The sequence below is a fragment of the Yersinia aldovae 670-83 genome (assembly GCF_000834395.1).
GTDB lineage: Bacteria > Pseudomonadota > Gammaproteobacteria > Enterobacterales > Enterobacteriaceae > Yersinia > Yersinia aldovae.
In genome coordinates this window covers 755063-775594 of sequence record NZ_CP009781.1, presented here as the reverse complement: position 1 = coordinate 775594, position 20532 = coordinate 755063, and the positions used below count along the sequence as shown (strand labels likewise).

Below are 20532 nucleotides of genomic sequence, written 5' to 3'. Positions count from 1 at the left end.
TTGATAATTTACTTATTTGGGTTCCTTACAGGTAAAAAAAAGAGCCACAGCCTAAGCTGTAGCTCCGAGGGTTTATTTGGCTTTGCTGCTAATGAATATCTATCGCACGCCGCGCGGTAACTTGCTGCAACCGCGCACCTTCTGGCGGGTAACGATTGCAATCCGTTTCTCTGGATCTGCTGAAGTGGGGGGCTTGCTGGGTACGTATGCGACTGCTTGCATGATGTTCCATCGCGTAACTCAATACGCCGTATTTTTCGGATTAAGTACCAATAATAGGCTTGCATTTGGAGGGTATTCTGCTGGCCCATATCAATATGACCTAATCACACAACAGAACTCCACTGTAGATTCCAATGGTTTTTACAAAGCTGCATCCCCAGTAATTAAATTGTTTGGTGATGGTACGTCTGAAACAAACCCCGAATCAGAGGGCGCAATGTCCGAACGCATAAGTGAGGGTGTTTATAAAATATCAGGGGTACTCGGTTTTAACTCAGATGAAAGCTGGGGGACAGAGGGTGGTATTGAAATTCCTCTCGATAAAAACAAGCTGGCATTAATCTGGGTAGATTATAAAGTGACTGCCAACGGTGATTTGCTGATTAAAACTTATCACCGAACACACCCTGTATCGCCTGAATTTGCCAGAAATATTATCGAAGGTTATGAGGACGGCCAGCTAATAGATATACCGGCAGGGCGTTTTGTTGATCTGCGTGTTCAGATGCCACAGGTTGAAAAAAATTCTGTATCCATTGATACTGAGTAATTAACTCATTTTATTACATAGATGTAAGTAACCTACATTGGCTTACCAGCGGCGGATGTTTTACGGGAAAGATGTAGATATTTGCGATAACAGATGGATAAGGGTAAGCTTTCGCCTGTTCGATAAAGGATCGATGCAGCGTTTTGGCAATTGACTAAACTTATCCACCATGGACACTGATTTTAGAAGGACTTAAATATATGGATGAGCAAGAGGTTAAACATAAGTTATTGCGTCTGGGCGTCAGTAATTTAGATGCAGACACATTAATAAACATGGCAAAAAAAAAGAACACTAGCGTGAGCAGAGTATTCCTCATGAGTTTACGAGGATTGTATTTTGCAAATTTATTATTAATAGTTGCTTACTTTTTTTTTACATACAACATGGACGCTAAAAGTTTAATTTCATTCTCAGTTATGTATATATCAATAGTTATTGTTATTTACTTTTTTACTCCATCATTAAAAACTTTTTTTTGGAGTTTAAAAGTGTTGTTTAGCTTAAAAGGACAATAAATGAATAGCTATTCAATAAACACATTGGAAAGAAAAAAAGAAGATATTAATCGCACAGCTATGAATGTCGCTTTTTTATATATAAATGACATAAGACTTCGCAGCAGCTTCATTCGCAGCGAGGGTGAATTAGCTAACGTTTATATTAATGATTTCAAACTGGGAAGGATTTCATATTCCGATGCTATTGCAAAACTGCATGAGCAATACAAAATACTCAATGACAGATATTTTGATTTAGTCAGTGGGAAAGCGAAGATATATGCCATAGCAAAAATAAAAAGAGAAAACTCTGTTAAGAAAATAATATTATCTCAAGTCGGATTTGTCAGTGGAGTATTACAGACTATCGGCGGATATGGTATTTGCAGCGTAAGCTTAGGGGCTGCATGCGCTTCCATCGGAACTCCTTTAGTTCTTCATGGATTAGAAAATGCGTCAGAGAACATTCACTATCTTTTATTTCGCGAAGAATCAAGTTACATACCACTACGAGATGCTTACAGGTATGCTGCTGTGAAGCTAGGTGGCACAGAAAGAGATGGTGATATCGCCTATTCAACCGTAGACCTGACGCTCTCTGGAGTAACGCTGTTCAGATCTGTACTAAAACCCGATGCCTGGAAACTGTTCCACTACATCAGAGAGGATTATATTATCGGCTGGAAAACACTGGGAGTAGCAGGAATAACCAGCGAATTTGTCGGTAACTCCGCAACAGGATTCTCCATCTATCAGATAATAGATAACAATAATGAGAATAACAGTGATGAAAATGAACAATGGAATAGGTTATTAGAAAGATAATAAAACCACTGGTATATAAGTAGGGTATATATTATACATCAGTGGTATGTGTTAGTGTGGTTTAATAAATTCGCTCATCCCACACACTATAGCCTGTTGTTCCCGCGATATGATGAATCCATTTTATGTCTTTATAAGAAACACTTAACATTTCTTCAGGTTGACTATCTTCATGTGTCAGAATGTGAGGATAATTAATTCCCACTCGTTTTAACGTGGCCTTATTGACGTCAATAGAAAAATAACGTTCTTGGCTTCCTTCTTTTGACGTCCTGTAAAAATCAAAAGTAAGATGCAATAATTCATTATTAGAAATAGCCATGCCCAACAATGGTGTAGATTTGTCTACTGGTTTGATTATATTGATAGGTAAGTGGTTAGCATTTTGCTCTCGGTTAATACCATGCGTTAGTGAATAAATCATGATTTGATTGGTATGAGCGGCCTGAAATTTGTTACCAATAGAGTCATAAGTTGAACACCCGGCAGAGATAAGTCCCTGTTTTTCGCCTTCTATAGTTAAATAAATTAAATTAGCCACATAACTCCCTTATGTTTTCGTCCTGAAAAAATCAGTTTTGAGATTGCAACGTACACCTAATTTCTTTTTTAATATTATCAAATTGTATACATCTTGATAAGACAGATATGTGATTCGTTATTGTTTTTTGTGCTATGTATCATTTTTTTAGATTCTTTAGTGTCAAAAAAAGCTAATGTCCGTTGATGTGAAGTAAATTACGCGGTAGATTACCCAAAGATGCCAAGCCTCACTTTTTAGTGGGGCTTTTTTTATGCCTGCCGGAAACCTCTCATTATGTCAGCTATCGATATCACCACCATGCGCGGCGAAATGCCTCGGACGGTTCCACATCTATTGCCTGAGCAAGCGGCCACTGTAGCCAAAAATTGTCATTTTCGGCATGGAGTTATTACACCGATCATGGCTGATGTGGATGGAGTGAAAACCTTTAGTCTGAAACCAACGACTATTTTCCGTTACCGTGATGATTATTGGTTTGCCTGGACTGACTTGGTTGATGCGATCCGCAGCCCGGTGGCGCAGGATAAATATGAGCGGGTGTATTTCACCGACGGCAAATACCCCAAAGTCACCAGCAATGAAATTACCACCCAAGGTCTGATTACCACGCTGGTAAAACGTAAAAGCATTCCCATTCTGACCATCCCGCGTGGCTCAGGCCAAAACAAGCTGATCCGCTGCCTGAATACCATTCCGCAGATGAAGACCGGTTGTGTCTATCTTCCGGCACTGATGACTGATGACTGATGACTGATGACTGATGACTGATGACTGACGACGGTCAAAAAATCCCGCAGGTTTATTACTGGGATGGCGCGGTGGCTGCCTCGACTGATTGGGTGATGCCTGCACTGACGGAATGCGCTGATTTCTCAGCGGATGACAGCCATAAAAACGACGACATTCTCGACACAATGATGGATTCGATAGAGATCGAATTAATTGCTGGTGGCAGCATCAGTTATGACAAGTGGGTTTAACGATGAGTGAAAAACTGGATTTTGGCGGTAAACCCCGCATTCGCCTGACTGCTGATGGTTTGTCGAATGTGATGACTGGCATGATTACCTGGTTAACGGCGGTCAGCAGAAAATCCATTTCAGCCATTTTGTGCGTGCGCCCGGTGCGGCCTTGCCGATGCGCTTACGCATGATTAACGGCGGCTGGGATGATAGCCGCTTGAGGCGCTGCCTTGAGGATGTGAAAGATGCAGTCGCTGCCAAAGGGGGGATTTCTTCACTGATTCTGGAAGCCAATATCGACACCATCAGTAAAGAAAATCTGGCCACTGATTTAGCTTCTGGCGATATGGATGAGGCGATAGCCAAACGCTATAACACTTTCGGCATGATGAAATCGCTCTTTCGGCTAGCGTTGCTGGATTCCAAAGAAACCCTTGATCGCAAAAAAATCTCTTTCGGTGGCTTGGGGGAGGTGTTGGCGGTGCTGATGGAGTGGACGGCGGGCGCGTCTGGTATTCTAATGACTCGCATCTTCGGCGTTATCACTACTTCTTTAAAGCCAGCAATGACATTATTCTCCAGTTGGCCGATTGGTCTGATGCTAATAGCCATCCGGTCTGGTGGACGTTTAGTGATGATGATATTGCCAGCCAGAACAAGGTGGGGGATGTGGTTTCACTGCTGAAAAGCAAAGGTAACCGCCATGTGTTTGCGGGCTATAAAACTGCTGAATCCGTGAATACTGACCCGACCCAAGCCTATGCCATGGTGCAATTGGCGGCGGCGTTCCATAAGTTCAGGCCAACAGGATTAAACACCGCCATTACCGGCGAGTATCAAGTGTTACCGGGGGTGATGGGCGATAATATGGCCACCAGTGCCTACAATGCCTTAAAAGCCAAGAACGCGGTGTTTTTCACCAAAATTGAACTGGCTGGGCAAATTGATAACAGCCGGGTGATCAACAGTAAATCGATGTCGTCCTATGGCGAATTTATTGATGATGTGGTCAATCTGGATGTGTTGAAAAACCATATTCAGGTGGATGGCTACAACTACATTGCCAATGTCGGCACCAAGCTCGCACTGACACCACGCGACTATGACGGATTGCTGTCTACGGTTGCCACTACCTGCAAACGCTTTTTCAATAACGGGGTGCTCGGTACCGGCTCTTATGTTGATCCTGACGATGGCGTGACGAAAGTGGCTGATTTTGGTTTTGTCATCCGTTCGCGCCCTGAGGATGTTCTTTCGCTGACCTCCGACCAACGCAAAAAGCGCGTTTACCCGTTAACCACCCTGTTAGTGATTTTAGGCCGTGCCGGTCATATCGCTGAAATCAATACCACCGCGGAGTAATCCCTTATGACCATGCACAGATACGGCGCTGATGGCTCTAACCTCACCGTCTTTGGTATTCCTATTGATGATTTTGGTGATACCGACCCACCGATCACCATTGAAGATTTAGAACCCCGCGCCGCGCTAAAACGCGGTATCGGCGGCACGTCAGTACGGCTGGACAATAAAACCCGCGCCAAACGGTTGACCATCAACCTGATCCCTGGCTCGGTGCAGGCGCGCCAGTTATTGGCGGTGGAAAAATCCGGTATTGATGCCACCCTTATCTTTTCACAGACCGGCACTGACGAACGTTTTGCCGGGTTAGACGGCATCATGACTAACCGTGGCTCAGCCACCCGCGCCGGGAAAAGTGGCGTGTCGGATGAACAATTTATTTTTGAATTTTCTGACTCTGAGGAAACCTAACTATGGGGCGTCAAATTGAAGTTGTGATCGGTGATACCCTTTTTCGCGGGGCAACATCACCGGCCAGAGATCAAGTGGAAATGCTGCAAATCGCCGCTAAGTCTGGTTTGTTACCGGCGATCAATCCCAATGTCACCGCGATGGGTATGGCAGCTAGTTTGGCCTCTGTCGATACGATGAGCTTAAACCGCTTGAAAGAGCTGTGTTTTAACAGCGGTAGCATCGTTCGCCAATCCGATAACATCCCGGTGGGCGAAAACCTGTTCCAAGATGAGGCCCATAATTACCTGGTATTGCTGGGACAGGTACTGAGGGAAAATATCGGCCCTTTTTGGCAACTCAGCGGCGAGGGAAAAAGCGCGGAAAACAATCCGCAGCACCCTCCCGCGTAGACTGGTTTTTATGGCGACCCTGCGCCGGTATCGGGCAACACTGCTCGCCACTGGCAAGGTGGTCAGATATGCTGGATGGCACTTACACCATTGATGATGTGCAACTGATGCATGATGTGTTGGATGAGATTGCGGCGGTGGTGGAAAGGGGGTTGGGTTAGCAATAGACTGTTATTCTGCATCGCCTATAATGTAAATGAATTGCAAATTTAAAGAGTAAAACATACTATCTTTATGGATATTAAATATAAGGATATTATGAATGAAAGAAATCAGTGGAGAAAAATGGGTTTCTCGTTTTCAGGGAAGTGCTTCAACCCAATCATTAAGCCCGTCATTTAAAATAAGTGTTGACAACTTTATATCTGAATTAACAAAGTCGGGTGCGACAATCGTTATATCAGCAACATTAAGACCACCTGAAAGGGCTTATTTGATGCATTGGTCTTGGAAAATATCAAGAAACCTTGCCAAGCCTGAAGATGTACCGGAAAAAACCGGTATCAGCATTCAATGGGCACATAAAAAGAGCGATGGCAGTATAGACACGGCGAAAAGCATTAAAGCCGCACAGGATATGGTAAGAGCGTACGGTATGACAGGACTTAATGTTGCTCCATCATTAAAAAGCAGACATACCGAAGGCAATGCTATAGATATGAATATCTCATGGATGGGAGATTTAAAAATAAAAAATAAAAAAGGGGAAGATGTCTTAATTAAGAGTTTTCCCAAAGATGGGATGAATACAGAACTCCATATCGTAGGAAAAAGCTTTGATATTATAAAATACCATGGTGGTTCCAAAGATAGACCTCATTGGTCAACGGATGGTAGATAACATGAAGAAAATGATTGTTTTTATTTTGCCATTTATTCTTTTACTTGGATGCTCCCATGCTGCTGAAAAATACCCGGCTGATATTAGCGAGTTTTTAAAAATAGCAGATGAATGCCAATATCTTGCTGGCGAATGGGACTCATCAATCCCCAAAGAACGGCAAATTGCCATAGAGAAAGAAGTCAATGTTACTTGCCCTAAAGCAACTGAATTGCAAAAAAAATTAAGCACCAAATACCAAGAGAATAAGCAATTGCTAGAAGTCATTAATGATTATGACTTCTAATAGCGTCATGGTGACTGTGACGAACTGATTGTTACAGTAAACACCATTATAAGTACTCCTACGAGTATCAAACCCGCCACTGCGCGGGTTTTTTTATATCTAAAATATGAGGTGTCCATGTCAGAGATGCCTGCGTGGGCGGATATCTCACCGCCAGTACTCACCCGCCAATGAACTGGCCGCCACGGCGCGCAGTTATCGTGATGATTCTATTACTGCCACCGATCCGATGATGGTCAGTGATTACTGCATCGGCGATACACAGTTGACGGAAGCGCAACGCACTGAGCTGATGGAAGCCCGCACCGCGTATCGCTCATGGCCGACAGTGGAAAGCTGGCCGTTAATTGAGTTACCAGAATTACCACAGTGGTTACTGATTGAAGCGGTAAATCAAGGCTATCGAGTACCTGCGTGGCCACCGGTATTCTAAAATACAAAACCGGGCTTAATTGCCCGGCCTATTTCAATCGTACAACCAGCGACCCGCTTTGGCGGATTCAATAAGCATACCGATGGTGAAGTCTGGAACGGGTATGGGGGCTGTTTTCTTGAATGGATTGAAAGAAAAAGGAACATCAGGGAAGTAATTTTTAATATTGAAATTCCCTTTTTCTACAGAGAATTCTTTAAAGAAATCATTCATGAGGTCTTCTACTTCAAGCTCATCAATACTAAGGTCAGTGTCTAAGTCTGTATCGGGAGTTAAAGCTACTTTCTTTCTAGTGAATATATAGAAGCCAGCATAAGGTCGTACAAGATCATAAATGCGCTGTTCAATATCATCTACCATAATTTATCTGCTCCCCTTGCTATCATGTTGTAATCACGAATTGTATGGTAGGTAATCTCTGATACGTCAGCAGCAATAATGATAATGCCAAGCAGGGGGATCGAGCGACCAACAAACGGGGCAAGATTGCGAACCATAACTCGTTTCGCAGTCAGCGGGGTATAACCCCCTAACCATGTGGGTAAGGATATACCAAATGGGATTTTTGTTTTCTTAAATACACGTCGTGCCGCTTTGGAAGCGTATGAAGTGAGAACGTTCATAATTCTGTGTCACGTTAAAAAATCATTACAACGTAATCACTTTATCGAGGCGGCCTTCAAAATAAATCGCCAACTGGGACAATGTCAAATTCCAGCTCTGGATCGGCATTGTCCATTTTTCCTGCGCATTCATTAATCCCAGATACAGTAATTTCAACAGACTGTTTTCATTCGGGAACGCGCCTTTCGTTTTTGTTAGTTTTCTGAACTGGCGATGCACCGATTCAATGGCGTTTGTCGTGTAAATGACCTTGCGGATCGTTGCCGGATATCGGAAGTAACACGACAGATTGGCCCATTTTCTCCGCCACGACTGAAGTACCACTGGATATTGTTGGCCCCATTTTTCTTCCAGTTCGTCCAGTGCGATTTCCGCTGCCTCTTTTGATACCGCACGATAAACTGGCTTTAAATCAGCCATAAATACCTTGTGATGCTTCGATGCGACATATTTTATCGAGTTACGGATCTGGTGGATGACGCACAACTGAACTTCTGTATCGGGGTAAATGCTGTTTATCGCTTCCGGGAACCCTGTCAGACCATCCACACAGGCAATCAGAATATCGTTCACACCACGATTTTGTAGGTCGGTCAGTACCGACAGCCAGAAATTAGCGCCTTCACTTTCAGACAGATACAGGCCCAGTATCTCTTTTTTGCCTTCCAGATTCAGGGCGAGAACAGTGTAGACCGCTTTGCTCTGATAACGCCCGTCTTCGCGGATTTTATAGTGGATAGCATCCAACCAGACGAAGGGGTATACCGCTTCCAGCGGGCGTTGTTGCCACTGTTTCAGCTCAGGAATAACTTTATCGGTGACCGCGCTGATGGTGGCACTGGACACGCTGAAAGCATATAAATCCTCAATTTCCTGGCTGATATCTTTGTAGCTCATGCCAAGTGCGAACATACGGATGATCTTGCGCTCGATCTCATCGGAAAGTGTGGTCTGGTGCTTCTTCACCAACTGAGGTTCAAAAGTACCATTGCGATCGCGGGGCGTGGCCAGTTCAAAGCTGCCAGTGGGTGTTTTAACGGTCTTTTTGCCTGAGCCGTTTTTACGGTTGGCTTCAACGTCCTGAGCCAGATGTGAATCGAGTTCAGCAGCTAATGCAGCTTCGGTTAACTGTTTGATTAATAGCGTTAAGATACCATCTTTCCCGGTTAATGCCTGACCGGACTGGAGTGCCTTAAGCGCTTTGTCGAAATCGAAGGGTTGGGACATGTGTCATTCCTTTTTGATTGCATATTACTGGAATGACACAGAATTTCTAACACTCCCTGTTTATCAAGAACATACTCGGCATAAAGCTTTATCATGTTAAATATAACATCAGATCTTTTGTATTTTACTGATACTCATTCACATATATTCAAAAAATTAAATATATACTAACTTGTTCTCTACGCCACTGTATACACTCCCGATTGTTCCCTTGGCAGAACTCATGGTATATTTTATCTTACGCTTTAATTTGTCTAGTTAATTCACTGCGCTATTACTGCGTAGACGGGAGCGAAATACTCCCGTCTTTTCTTCTATCCCAAACACTTTCAGCCGTTAGATACTCTAATGCGTTGGGAAGTCAGAAATTGTCGAGCAACGGTAACCTACGATAGCAAAATTAATACCGGTTTCAACAATATCTCTACGGTGACATATCCACGATATGTCACCGTATGTTTTATTAATCTAAAGATGCTTCCTGAACCAGTCAGTCTGAATAGCGATTATATTGTCAAAATGCTTACCACTATACATATCATAATGCATAGCCCCATCCTCCATATGCAACGTTTTATGTAATGAACTCACTGCATTATATAATTCTTGCCCTTGATCCGGAGGGTTTACAGTGTCAGCACCTGCGATAACAACCAGCGTTGGGCAGGTGACTCGTGCAGCATTATCTTTAGGTTTATATCGCAGGGTTTCGCGGACGGTAAGAAATGGGATCTTAATGTCCATTGCAGGATAAATTATTTTGTTTGTTTCGAAGAATGTTTTTGATTCTTTGTCATTCAGCACGCGAGTTACACCAACAAATGTTTCTTTGCCGGTGGCTTGCTTCTTTTCTACCATCTTATCCAGTGTGGCAATAAAGCTCTTTTTCTCTTCCTCAGACATTTTTCCCGTGACGATATCTTCACCATCAGCAAATGCGAGCTGGCTGACTACACATGCGATATCAGGATTATCTGCCGCAGCACCAAATACATGGCACCCGCCGAATGATGTTCCCCATAACCCGATACGGCTGGTATTCATGTCTGCCTGAGTTTTAACCCATGCCACAACGCTGAGAATATCCTCAATTTGCATTGCTGGAACCAGACGACCACGTTCACCTAAACTGCTGCCAAAACCGCGGTAATCGAAAGTGACCGTGTTAAACCCTGCTAAGGTAAACGCTTCTGCGAATGCCGGTAACAGAATCTCCTGAATGCCACAGAAACCGTGACACAAGATCACGACTGGCTTGTTGCCTTGATGTTCCGTGGTACGCAGGGTCAGAGAAATACCGTTGGGTAATTGATGTATGGCTGCTTTCATCCTAACGACCTATTTTTTATGTATAAATACAAGGGTAACATAGCAAGATTGGAGCAAATCCTACCCGACAGATTAGTGACTAACGCTGCTGCACTAATTGGCGCTATGAGCTTTGGATAAGAATTGTAGTAAGGTGTCTGTCACTATATCGGGTTTTTCTTTATTACTGATATGTCCCGCACCTGGAATAATGACATGATCACATCGCAGTAATTTTGACATTAATGCACCTTCAGATGGTGGCCTGGGTTTGTCATACTCCCCCGTAATGACTATCGAAGGAACAGTGATTTTTTCAAGTAAAGATAATTTATTTGGACGCCCAAAGATTAGCTTACCCAAAGGAACAATACTTTGGCGTAAACGTTCGGCTGGGATACTCCTCAAATGATCGATTAGAGGGTGTAACAGCATATTGGAAACATTATCTGAATAGAATAATTTCGCCGCATACTCTAGCAGTGGAGATTGTATGCTCCCGATTTTATCTATCTCATTTAACATACCAAAATAGCGCGACCTTTCAGCGTCACTCTCCTCACCAAGAAAAGTGTCCATCAGGGCAAGTAATTTGACTCTTTCAGGATGAAGGGCTGCCAATTCAGCTCCCCACATTCCACCGACTGACAACCCTAAAATGCCAAATTCTTTTATACCCAAATCATCCATTAAGCTGAGATGGTCATGGGCAATATCTGAAAGGCTACTGTAGCCATCAGGGAGTTCTGGGGACGCGCCATGTCCCCATAAGTCAGGAATAATGACCCGGTAGCGCTTGGCTAGCTCGGGCAGTTGCGATGACCACATATCACTGCTGAAAAGATAGCTGTGTCCGAGCAACAGGGGAAAACCCGAACCTATATCGACGTAATGCATATTCTTTGTATTCAATACTAACTCCTTATAGTAAGAGTCGAACCATTCCGGCTCATCATTGGCTGGAGCGCTGACTCAGATGATCGTTTGTCGGATTATTCTAAATTATCTAGCTGGATTCCTGATGCAAACATGTCGCCGCTTCTGCACCTTATGTTTGTCTATATCGTGACGTCAAGGCGATCTGTTGGCGTTGCTCGAAAGATATCGGCTGTAATAAATTTCAGCGCATACAACATGAATAAGGCCGCAATACACGATACATTCCAGTCACTAAGTTAAGTTACACAGATTATATTGCTAGTTAATTAACAGATTAGTAAACATAACACTGAAATTTAATTAATAGGAAGAATATACAACAAAAATAACAAGCTACAGACAAATATAATAAATATATTTGACAAGTGCTCATCAAATGCAACAAATGTATATACATGTACATACTCGATGAGAGCTTAATGATGACTCATAGCTATAAATTGGATATTCAGCAAGAGATCGATAACAGCCATTTCTCTTTTTTTCATTGGAAAATTATCATATTAGGCTTTCTTATTCTGGCAATTGATGGTTACGATACAGCCGCTATGGGTTACATCGCGCCGGCATTGTCAGATGACTGGGGGATTCCCAAGCAGAGTTTGGGGCTAGTATTGAGTGCCGCACTGCTCGGGTTGTCACTTGGTGCGTTGGTGGCCGGGCCAATATCCGACAGGATAGGGCGCAAAAAAGTGCTGATTTATTCCTGCTTGTTTTTTGGCCTTTCCAGTTTGGCCTCCGCTTATGCCAGCAGCCTTAACCTTCTCACATTTTGGCGTTTTATGACGGGTTTGGGGCTGGGAGCGGCTATGCCTAATGCCATTACCTTGATATCAGAGTACGCCCCTGCACGTTGCCGGGCACTGGCGATTAACACGATGTACTGTGGTTTTCCTCTAGGTGCTGCTGCGGGTGGATTTATCTCTTCCTGGTTGGTGCCACTTTATGGCTGGCAAAGCGTGTTATTACTTGGGGCTATCATGCCGCTAGCATTGACCCTTTTGTTAGTGTTTTTATTACCTGAATCCGTGAAATATCTCGTCAGTAAGCAACGTTACCCAGAGAAAGTTCGCCAGATTCTTATTTTGCTTATGCAACGGGATATCAAACCTACGACTCAGTTCTACCTTTATCAAGATCCACTGACACAGACTAAAAGTAGCCTTGGCCTGCTTTTCTCTTCCCGCTACCTGATTGGCACACTGATGCTATGGTTAACCTACTTTATGGGGTTAATTATCTATTATGTATTACTGAGTTGGATGCCGATCCTGATGAATGGCCTCGGCTATCAACTGCAACAATCGGCAATACTCACCTCTTTGTTTACCCTCGGTGGAACGCTGGGTATTATCATTGCAGGTTGGCTGATGGATCGCTGGAATGCTTATAAAGTTGTGTCATGCGGATTTATGATTACCGCTATTCTGATTGTCCTGATGTCCACTCAGAATAGCCAGATACTCTTATTAGGCGGTTTGATTTTTCTGATGGGGGTCACCATGAACGGTGCTCAGTCTGGTTTACAATCTTTGGCGGTTAACTTCTATCCAACGCATAGCCGTGCGACAGGAATTTCCTGGATGCAGGGAATAGGGCGTTTTGGGGGTGTCGCGGGTACTTTATTGGCCGCACAATTACTCAATATGCACTGGCAGGTGGATAATATTCTTCTGTTTATGTGTATTCCGGCATTGGTCGCCGCCATAGCAACACTGATTAATATGCACCATCGGTTTAAAAATGGGGGCTGATAGGGCAATTATACTAAGCACGTCATAATCATGTTTGTGAAAATCTATCGTTATGCGAAGTATTGCGTTCTGGGTGATTGACGATGACTATTTTATTTGGGGTTTGCTCGATCACAATTATCCCCAATCACTACGCATAACGACAGTGACTCTCAGGCACTTAATCCACGACGATAACATTGCTAATATAATGCGAATGCTGAAGCAGCACTACCTGTACTCGATTAGACAGACCCTTGCCTCATTCTATTTTCAGTAACTGAAAAACTCTCTGCTACGGCACTTCTATGGTATTTCCCCGTCGACATATACTGTGTTCCCCCTTGAGTTGACACAAAGGTTTCCAGCATTCATTTGCAAACTGGCCTCCTGAATAGAACAGGAGATAAAGCTTTTCTCCGCCATAACACTATTAATAAAGTATTTATCGCCAGTTCAGTTGCCATTCTCGTTTGCTTACGCTGGCCAACGGCTCGAGGAGAGAATAAGTTCAGCACCACGACAGCCATGCCGGAGAAACGAATGAAGCTTCTGAATAAATATGATGGTTAAAATACTGATAATTTAGTATTTGTAGCAGATGCTGGGGCAGTTTAGATTTTAACCTGCCCGTAAGGGTAATGCTATGTAATTCAATGTATTATATAACATTTTTTACTGGCTTAATAAGATGAATTTGATATGCCTTGGTCTGATTCTTATTGATGCGGGCATCCAATAAGATTTTTACCATAGGCCAATAGTTATCTTCACCGTGAAGGGGCTGCCTTTTACGTATCCTGATACTCATAAATTATCCTCATAATTAACCACAATTGTAAGGTTACTCACATTGTTCTACAGTTAAAATGTTCTAATGTGTGTGGGTGCGTGAATGGCGTGAGATTAAAACACGGATGGATAGCTAATATCCTTCATTATCGATAGGTAAAATTTGCGGGTGATTGGATGATTCACGCATTTGCTATATCTGAAAATAAATGTAGAACTGCTCCCGTTTGGATAAAATCGTTGCGCTATGTGTCACCAGATAAACGTGACCTAAGAATCGATCTGTTGCGGGGTATTGCCTTAGTGATGATGGTTGTTGCCCACATTGAAGTGATGTCTGTACTGGATATTTTTACCTGGGAGCGCTTTGGTCTGACGACCGGCGCGGAAGGATTCGTTATTCTTTCGGGGTTTATGTTGGGCGTAATTAATCGTCAACGCCTGCAAAAAGAAGCCTTGCTAACCGTTAGCTATGCACTATACCGGCGAGCTTGCAAGATATATATCGTCAATATAGTTATCATTATAAGTATAATGCTGCTAACTAAATTGACATTCATAAACACCTTTGAAGTGACGCATTTTACCGATCGATTTTCAGACGTGAACTATCCGTTATATCCAGTTTACGATCAGATAAAAGAATCCTGGTTTAACATGGTGCTCTATTTGCAAATTGGGCCACACCAAAGTCAGATTTTAGGTCTATATTTCTATCTGTTGCTGGCAACGCCTTTCTTTCTCTATTTATTGGTACGTAGATGGGTTGGATGGCTATTAATTATATCCCTTGCATTATATATACTCTATTTTTTCACTAGAATTAAGTTGACCTCGGCTCAGTTTGAATTTGCGTTTCCATTCTTGGCCTGGCAATTAATCTATGTGCTGGGCATGACGATTGGTTGGTATAAAGAAGAGTTGCTTTCTCTGGCTCGCACTAAGGCTGGATTTTGGAGTTTATGTATTATAGTTTTATTTACACTTGTAATGATGTTTATTGCACAAAATCATAATAATCCATTTATGCCTTATGACGTTATGCTGCATGTTATAAATGCGCCACGCTTCAATTGGTTCTATGAAAACTTCGCTGCTAAAAATGCGTTAGGGCCACTGCGCGTTATGAATGATTTTAGTCTGCTAATAACATGTTATTTGATATTGAGCTATTTGTGGGTGCCGATAAATAAGATATTTGGCTGGTTTTTAATAACGCTAGGTCAACATTCTTTATATGTTTTCATTGTCCATGTATATGTGGTTTTACTGGTTAATCAAATTGTGGATTTTGGATTATGGCATCGTGCATGGCTGTTAAATACACTGGTTCATCTCTGTGCTTTACTGATGTTATGGTTATTAGCGAAATATAATGTTGGCAGGAAGTTTATTCCTAACTGATATTTTTACTCAAAATGATAAAGAGGCCAGAGATGAAAGATACACAGTCGACTCCAGATAAAGATCAGGTCAACAAACTGCGTGATAGCATACTTTATGAATTGAAATATTCTCTCGGAGTAACGCTTTTAACTGCATCATCCAGTGATGTATTTAGTGCATTAGCATTGGTTGTGCGACGAAATCAAGTAGATGACTACTTCAGTACCCAAGAACGCCACTATCAGGCAAGAAAAAAACGTATTTACTATATATCGATGGAGTTTTTGATTGGTCAGTCATTACGAAATAACCTAATAAATCAAGGAATGATGGAAATCACAAAAGCTGCATTAGAGTCTCTCGGTGTAGATTTTGAAATTATTGTCAGAAGTGAAGAAGATGCGGCACTGGGTAATGGTGGGTTAGGGCGTCTAGCTGCCTGTTTTATTGATTCAATGGCCACATTAGATCTTGCTGGATCGGGTCATGGGATCAAGTATGAGTATGGTTTATTTCACCAACAAATTCAGGATGGTAAGCAAATAGAGAAACCTGATGATTGGCACTCTGCTCATTCACCCTGGCTTATAGAGCATCAAAGTCAGGCGATGATAATTCCGCTTTATGGCCGTATTGAGGAAATAAAAGATCTACAAGGTAATTACAATCCAATGTGGATGGATTGGAAGATTATAATTGGCGTACCTCATGACTATCTGGTGTCGGGTTATAATAATAATACGGTGAATTCACTTCGTCTATACAGTGCCTGTGCTTCAGATTCATTTGATATTCATATTTTTAATCATGGTGATTACCTGAAGGCGGTTAATCAAAAAATAGCATCAGAAAATATTTCTAAAGTCCTTTACCCATCAGATGAAATTCTGGCGGGTAAAGAGTTGCGCCTAACCCAAGAGTATTTCCTGGTAGCTTGTACATTGCGAGATGTTATGCATGATTTCTTCTTGCATTCCACTGACCTTAATCAGTTGCCAGAGTTTGTGGCAATACAACTTAATGATACCCATCCGGCACTCGCTATTGTTGAACTGATGAGGATCTTGGTTGATGAACATGCTGTCGACTGGGATATTGCTTGGGATTTAACACAACGGACGTGCGCCTACACCAATCACACCTTAATGCCTGAAGCGTTAGAAAAGTGGTCAGTTAATTTGTTCGAGTTGCTCTTGCCGCGACATCTACAAATTATCTATGAAATTAATCGGCGTTTCTTACTGGAAGTACACAGATGGCAGCCGGAACGTACAGACTTATTGGCGTCAATGTCTTTGATTGAAGAGATGCCTGAAAAGAAAGTCCGGATGGCCTATCTTGCAATTATCGGCAGCCACAAAGTTAACGGTGTGGCTAAATTGCATTCGGACTTGATTAAGTCAAACCTGGTGCCTGATTTTTATCATCTGATGCCGGAGAAGTTTACCAATCAAACAAACGGAGTTACTCCACGGCGCTGGATACAGCAGGCTAATCCACGCTTATCACTATTTTTAGATGCTCACCTAGGTAATGAGTGGGTTACCAATCTGACACTTCTAACCAAATTGAGATCGTTAGCGAGTGACCGAGATGTTATTGCTGAGCTTGCAGAGATTAAGAAATTCAACAAACTGAAGTTAAGTCAGATAATAACCCGTCAGCAAGGCATAACTATTAACCCTGATGCAATGTTTGATTGCCAGATAAAGCGTATTCATGAATATAAACGGCAACTACTTAATGTCCTTTATGTCATTAATCTTTATCATAGGATTCTTGACGGTGTGGTCTCTATCGCGCCTAAAGTTCATATTTTTTCAGGTAAAGCTGCACCAGGCTATGCAATGGCCAAGCTGATCATACAGCTGATTAATCAAGTTGCTCTGAAAGTGAATAATGATCCTAACGTTAATGGGCAGCTAAAAGTGGTATTTTTAGAGGATTATAAAGTCTCTTTAGCTGAGAGTATTATCCCCGCTGCTGATTTATCTGAACAGATATCTACTGCGGGTACTGAGGCTTCGGGTACTAGTAATATGAAGTTGGCAATGAATGGTGCTTTAACTATTGGCACGCTAGATGGTGCTAATATCGAAATAAGAGATGCTGTTGGCCATGAGAATTTCTATGTTTTTGGTTTGTCAGCGGAACAAATTGCAGAACAAAGATCAAAAGGACGTTCTCCATATGACGAGTATGCATCTAATACAGAACTGAAAATGACTGTTGATTCACTCATTTCAGGTTTTTTCCATGCAGATAAGAATCTATTTTACCCCCTATTTAATATGCTGGTAAATCATGGTGATCACTATTTCCATTTGGCTGATTTCTCCAGCTATTGTCAGGCCCAACATCAAGCCTTGACTGATTACAATAATACTTACAATTGGCATAGCAGAGCATTAAATACAATAAGTGGTATGGGAGAATTTTCCAGTGACAGGACTATTCGTGGTTATAGCAGGGATATTTGGGGAGAGGATAGTTTGAAGTGAGATACAACATATTATTTACAATGTTACTTGGTGGATTATTTGTCTACCCGTTAGATATTATGGCGGAGACAGCTAATCCACCGGCTGTTAAATTATTTACCAGCCCTTGGTCGCGCCTTTTTTCTGGTGATGAGGATACATTTTCGACGGCATTAACCTATAGCTCACCACTTAAAAAAAAGATGGTCAATGTTCCTACTGGGGAACATACCTCCGAGGAAGTATACAAACTCAATCAGCGGGGGCTTTTTAGTATGCAGTATTCCCCGATAAGTTATTTTTTTGGCAATATGACTATTCGGGTTCCATTACAAAATACCAGTAAATACAGTACCGATTTTGTCTATAGTTTTGGTTATGACGATTGGCATCCGGGTACTTTCAGCCTGGTTTATGGTAATTACAACGATAATAATAGTTTTTTTCCTGCGACAGGTGCTCAAAGAACACGATTTGAGCAAGGCTCTTGGACTTTGGGCTACAAATTTGCCTTACCTAAGACGGTAGAGTCTGCGTTATTGATTAACAAAAACGACTCACTGATTTGTCAAGTTGGCTATAGCTATGTGCCGCGTTATTACTCTGACGCCTCATCAACCATGAAAGAAAATAAGAACAGTTTTTTAGGGAGTTGTGGCTATACCTTACTACAACACTATTTTTTTCGCTTATCTGCTTTTTACTACCCAGACAAGAACCAGCAGCAACCTTGGAATTATGATTACACTTATAGTTTTGGCTATACGTCTGGTTATGCTCCGGGATCCTGGTCGCTTTATTATGGCAATTATACCGGAACTCGCTACCCGTGGCGGGAGAACGCAAATGCAAATTTTCGCAGTGGAACAATAAATCTTAGCTGGACTTTACCCTTGTAAATTGAAAGGTTAAAACTCTGTGCTACGCTTAATAGCACTATTAATAGTTAAGATAGTGTCATGTTTTATCGGTGTATGAAAAAGTCAGGGACGTCGAATATCACGCATTACTGATGATGTTTGATTAGTTATGTTTACACGAAGTATTTGGATAACTTATGCAACTTCATGCTCCAGTTACAGGTGTGACATCTATACTTGTTGTTGATGATTCAGCAAGCTACCGCTTTTTACTGGTCAATTTGCTAAAAAAATGGCAATTCTCTGTTTTTGAAGCAGAAAATGGCCAGGATGCGTTGGCTATTCTCGATAATAATGCCATCAATATGGTGATTAGTGATTGGGAGATGCCCGTCATGGATGGATTGAAGCTCTGCACCACTATCCGCAAACACTATTCTGATCGGTATATTTATTTAGTATTGATAACTGTGCGCCAATCTGTTGAGGATTTGATCGCGGGTTTAGATGCGGGGGCCGATGATTTTCTGTCAAAACCGATAAATCAAAGTGAGCTACGCGCCCGTTTACATGCTGGCGAACGAATATTAATGCTAGAAGCAACCCTTGATGCACGTAATCAGAAGTTATCTCAAGCGTATCAACAGATAGAAGCTGATTTGCAGTCCGCAGCAAAACTGCAACGCAGTGTATTACCCGCGGAAAAGCTGATGGTAAGTGGTTTTCAGGCTGAATGGATGTTTATGCCTTCAGCCTATGTATCCGGGGATTTGTTAAGTTTTTTCCAGTTGGGCACCCAACACATTGGTTTCTATAGTATTGATGTTGCAGGTCACGGTGTAGCCGCAGCAATGCTCTCACTGTCAGTTGCACGCCAATTCCTTAATGGGCGTGCCGCTGATAACTTACTGATTTCACCTGCTAATACTCCTTCAGGTTATCGGATTAACCCGCCTCATAAAGTTGTCGCTGAACTTAATCGGCGCTTTTGCATTGAGAACGATGATATAGCCAGCTATTTCACTCTCATCTATGGCGTTATAGATGTGCAAACCGCGACCGGGGTGCTTTGTCAGGCTGGGCACCCAACCCCGTTTATTGTCAGTGGCTCTGGCCAGGTAACCCCAATTGGTAATGGGGGGGCACCGGTTGGGCTGATTGATTCAATGGATTATCAGGATACCGCTTTCTCGCTTGCCTCAGGAGATCGGCTCTATTTATTTACCGATGGCATCGTTGAGTGTGAGAACGCAGAACAAGAACTCTTTGGTGAACAGCGCTTACAAGACTTGCTGGCTGTAAGCCATCGGGACAGTGTGCAAGCCGTTTTTCGGCAAGTACAGCAGGCGTTAACTTGCTGGCACCCAATACTAACAGATGAGCATCAAAGTGATATTCAGAACGGGCGTTCTGCATTTAGTGATGATATCTCTTTACTGGTGATCGAGCGCAATAACTGTTCACCCCACGCAACGGCATTGTAAGGAAGAAATAATGAACTTTGAAACTCAGACAATTGATAATGTGCTGGTTATTACCCCCTTGATACGGCGATTGGATGCCTCGGTTGCCCTGAAGTTTAAGGAAGATATACAGGCAATGATTGCCCTGGGAGCCAAAAGTATTTTGTTAGATTTTAGTCGGGTAGATTTCATCGACAGTAGCTGTTTAGGGGCTCTGGTTTCGCTGCTGAAAACTTTGAATGGAAAAGGTGAACTTGCTATTTGCTCACTCAATAACAACATTCATGGCATGTTTAAGCTAACCCGGATGGACAGGATATTTACTATCGGTACTGATCAAACCGAAACGTTACAACAAATGCGCTCCGTAGCACCTTAATTTCTAAGGAATA

General features: G+C 42.4%; 22 protein-coding genes and 2 pseudogenes. 18 read left to right on the top strand and 6 right to left on the bottom strand.

The window, feature by feature from the left end:
- Nucleotides 1-91: 91 nt before the first annotated feature.
- From AT01_RS20155 to AT01_RS03530, 3 genes are all read left to right on the top strand, one after another.
- Complete coding sequence (locus AT01_RS20155) at nucleotides 92-772, top strand: phage tail fiber protein (RefSeq protein WP_052489934.1); 681 nt, start codon at nucleotides 92-94, stop codon at nucleotides 770-772.
- A gap of 200 nt (nucleotides 773-972) precedes the next feature.
- Nucleotides 973-1290 carry a hypothetical protein gene (locus tag AT01_RS03535; RefSeq protein ID WP_042546108.1) on the top strand — a complete coding sequence of 106 codons (318 nt, stop codon included), beginning with the start codon at nucleotides 973-975 and terminating at the stop codon, nucleotides 1288-1290.
- Nucleotides 1291-2097: a DUF4225 domain-containing protein gene (locus tag AT01_RS03530; RefSeq protein ID WP_042546107.1), complete on the top strand. Its 807-nt coding sequence runs from the start codon at nucleotides 1291-1293 to the stop codon at nucleotides 2095-2097. It begins immediately after the preceding gene.
- Between the two features lie 61 nt (nucleotides 2098-2158).
- Here the strand turns inward: AT01_RS03530 and AT01_RS03525 are convergent, their stop codons facing one another.
- The gene (locus AT01_RS03525) at nucleotides 2159-2638 is read right to left on the bottom strand and encodes an Hcp family type VI secretion system effector (protein WP_042546106.1); all 480 of its coding nucleotides are present in this window, start codon (nucleotides 2636-2638) and stop codon (nucleotides 2159-2161) included.
- A gap of 276 nt (nucleotides 2639-2914) precedes the next feature.
- Between AT01_RS03525 and AT01_RS22550 the strand changes: the two are divergent.
- The 9 genes and pseudogenes from AT01_RS22550 (at nucleotide 2915) to AT01_RS22165 (ending at nucleotide 7328) form a co-directional block, all read left to right on the top strand.
- Nucleotides 2915-3621 (top strand): annotated as a pseudogene (locus AT01_RS22550) (hypothetical protein).
- 2 nt (nucleotides 3622-3623) lie between these two features.
- Nucleotides 3624-3794, top strand: a complete 171-nt coding sequence (locus AT01_RS22170; protein WP_158503530.1) for a hypothetical protein — start codon at nucleotides 3624-3626, stop codon at nucleotides 3792-3794.
- A complete protein-coding gene (locus AT01_RS03510) occupies nucleotides 3779-4288 on the top strand; it encodes an anti-CBASS protein Acb1 family protein (protein WP_391592591.1) in 510 nt (169 codons plus the stop codon). The genes AT01_RS22170 and AT01_RS03510 overlap by 16 nt, the downstream gene beginning before the upstream one ends.
- Nucleotides 4186-4965 carry a DUF3383 family protein gene (locus AT01_RS03505; protein WP_235427217.1) on the top strand — a complete coding sequence of 260 codons (780 nt, stop codon included), beginning with the start codon at nucleotides 4186-4188 and terminating at the stop codon, nucleotides 4963-4965. Before AT01_RS03510 ends, AT01_RS03505 begins: the two co-directional genes overlap by 103 nt.
- Before the next feature lie 6 nt (nucleotides 4966-4971).
- On the top strand, nucleotides 4972-5376 hold the full coding sequence (locus AT01_RS03500) for a hypothetical protein (protein WP_042546103.1): 405 nt from the start codon (nucleotides 4972-4974) through the stop codon (nucleotides 5374-5376).
- Nucleotides 5377-5378: 2 nt separating this feature from the next.
- Nucleotides 5379-5768 carry a phage tail assembly chaperone gene (locus AT01_RS03495; protein ID WP_019079702.1) on the top strand — a complete coding sequence of 130 codons (390 nt, stop codon included), beginning with the start codon at nucleotides 5379-5381 and terminating at the stop codon, nucleotides 5766-5768.
- Between the two features lie 262 nt (nucleotides 5769-6030).
- The gene (locus tag AT01_RS03490) at nucleotides 6031-6609 is read left to right on the top strand and encodes a hypothetical protein (protein WP_042546102.1); all 579 of its coding nucleotides are present in this window, start codon (nucleotides 6031-6033) and stop codon (nucleotides 6607-6609) included.
- The gene (locus tag AT01_RS03485) at nucleotides 6563-6895 is read left to right on the top strand and encodes a hypothetical protein (RefSeq protein WP_042546101.1); all 333 of its coding nucleotides are present in this window, start codon (nucleotides 6563-6565) and stop codon (nucleotides 6893-6895) included. The genes AT01_RS03490 and AT01_RS03485 overlap by 47 nt, the downstream gene beginning before the upstream one ends.
- A 106-nt stretch (nucleotides 6896-7001) precedes the next feature.
- Entirely contained in the window at nucleotides 7002-7328 is a 327-nt protein-coding gene (locus AT01_RS22165; protein ID WP_235427213.1) for a hypothetical protein, read from the top strand.
- Between the two features lie 33 nt (nucleotides 7329-7361).
- Here AT01_RS22165 and AT01_RS03475 read toward each other — a convergent pair whose 3' ends face one another.
- From AT01_RS03475 to AT01_RS03455, 5 genes and pseudogenes are all read right to left on the bottom strand, one after another.
- Nucleotides 7362-7688 carry a DUF1493 family protein gene (locus tag AT01_RS03475; RefSeq protein ID WP_042546100.1) on the bottom strand — a complete coding sequence of 109 codons (327 nt, stop codon included), beginning with the start codon at nucleotides 7686-7688 and terminating at the stop codon, nucleotides 7362-7364.
- A pseudogene (locus AT01_RS20525) lies at nucleotides 7682-7939 on the bottom strand (STM2901 family protein); the annotation flags it as partial. The gene AT01_RS03475 and the pseudogene AT01_RS20525, both read right to left, overlap by 7 nt.
- Nucleotides 7940-7976: 37 nt before the next feature.
- On the bottom strand, nucleotides 7977-9179 hold the full coding sequence (locus AT01_RS20520; protein ID WP_042546099.1) for an IS256 family transposase: 1203 nt from the start codon (nucleotides 9177-9179) through the stop codon (nucleotides 7977-7979).
- Between the two features lie 468 nt (nucleotides 9180-9647).
- The gene (gene uilS / locus AT01_RS03460) at nucleotides 9648-10508 is read right to left on the bottom strand and encodes a UilS family quorum-quenching N-acyl-homoserine lactonase (RefSeq protein ID WP_042546098.1); all 861 of its coding nucleotides are present in this window, start codon (nucleotides 10506-10508) and stop codon (nucleotides 9648-9650) included.
- Between the two features lie 93 nt (nucleotides 10509-10601).
- Nucleotides 10602-11384 (bottom strand): alpha/beta fold hydrolase, encoded by a 783-nt coding sequence (locus tag AT01_RS03455; RefSeq protein ID WP_042546097.1) that lies wholly within the window; start codon nucleotides 11382-11384, stop codon nucleotides 10602-10604.
- 464 nt (nucleotides 11385-11848) lie between these two features.
- On the opposite strand from AT01_RS03455, the gene AT01_RS03450 reads away from it, so the two are divergent.
- The 6 genes from AT01_RS03450 (at nucleotide 11849) to AT01_RS03425 (ending at nucleotide 20519) form a co-directional block, all read left to right on the top strand.
- The gene (locus AT01_RS03450; RefSeq protein ID WP_042548475.1) at nucleotides 11849-13180 is read left to right on the top strand and encodes an MFS transporter; all 1332 of its coding nucleotides are present in this window, start codon (nucleotides 11849-11851) and stop codon (nucleotides 13178-13180) included.
- 948 nt (nucleotides 13181-14128) lie between these two features.
- A complete protein-coding gene (gene opgC, locus AT01_RS03445; protein WP_042546096.1) occupies nucleotides 14129-15355 on the top strand; it encodes an OpgC domain-containing protein in 1227 nt (408 codons plus the stop codon).
- Nucleotides 15356-15387: 32 nt separating this feature from the next.
- Nucleotides 15388-17838 carry a glycogen/starch/alpha-glucan phosphorylase gene (locus AT01_RS03440; protein WP_004698782.1) on the top strand — a complete coding sequence of 817 codons (2451 nt, stop codon included), beginning with the start codon at nucleotides 15388-15390 and terminating at the stop codon, nucleotides 17836-17838.
- A 20-nt stretch (nucleotides 17839-17858) separates the two neighbouring features.
- On the top strand, nucleotides 17859-18716 hold the full coding sequence (locus tag AT01_RS03435; protein WP_004698784.1) for a hypothetical protein: 858 nt from the start codon (nucleotides 17859-17861) through the stop codon (nucleotides 18714-18716).
- Between the two features lie 158 nt (nucleotides 18717-18874).
- Nucleotides 18875-20161 carry a PP2C family protein-serine/threonine phosphatase gene (locus AT01_RS03430; RefSeq protein ID WP_042546095.1) on the top strand — a complete coding sequence of 429 codons (1287 nt, stop codon included), beginning with the start codon at nucleotides 18875-18877 and terminating at the stop codon, nucleotides 20159-20161.
- Between the two features lie 10 nt (nucleotides 20162-20171).
- The gene (locus tag AT01_RS03425) at nucleotides 20172-20519 is read left to right on the top strand and encodes an STAS domain-containing protein (RefSeq protein WP_004698787.1); all 348 of its coding nucleotides are present in this window, start codon (nucleotides 20172-20174) and stop codon (nucleotides 20517-20519) included.
- The last annotated feature ends 13 nt before the right edge of the window (nucleotides 20520-20532 follow it).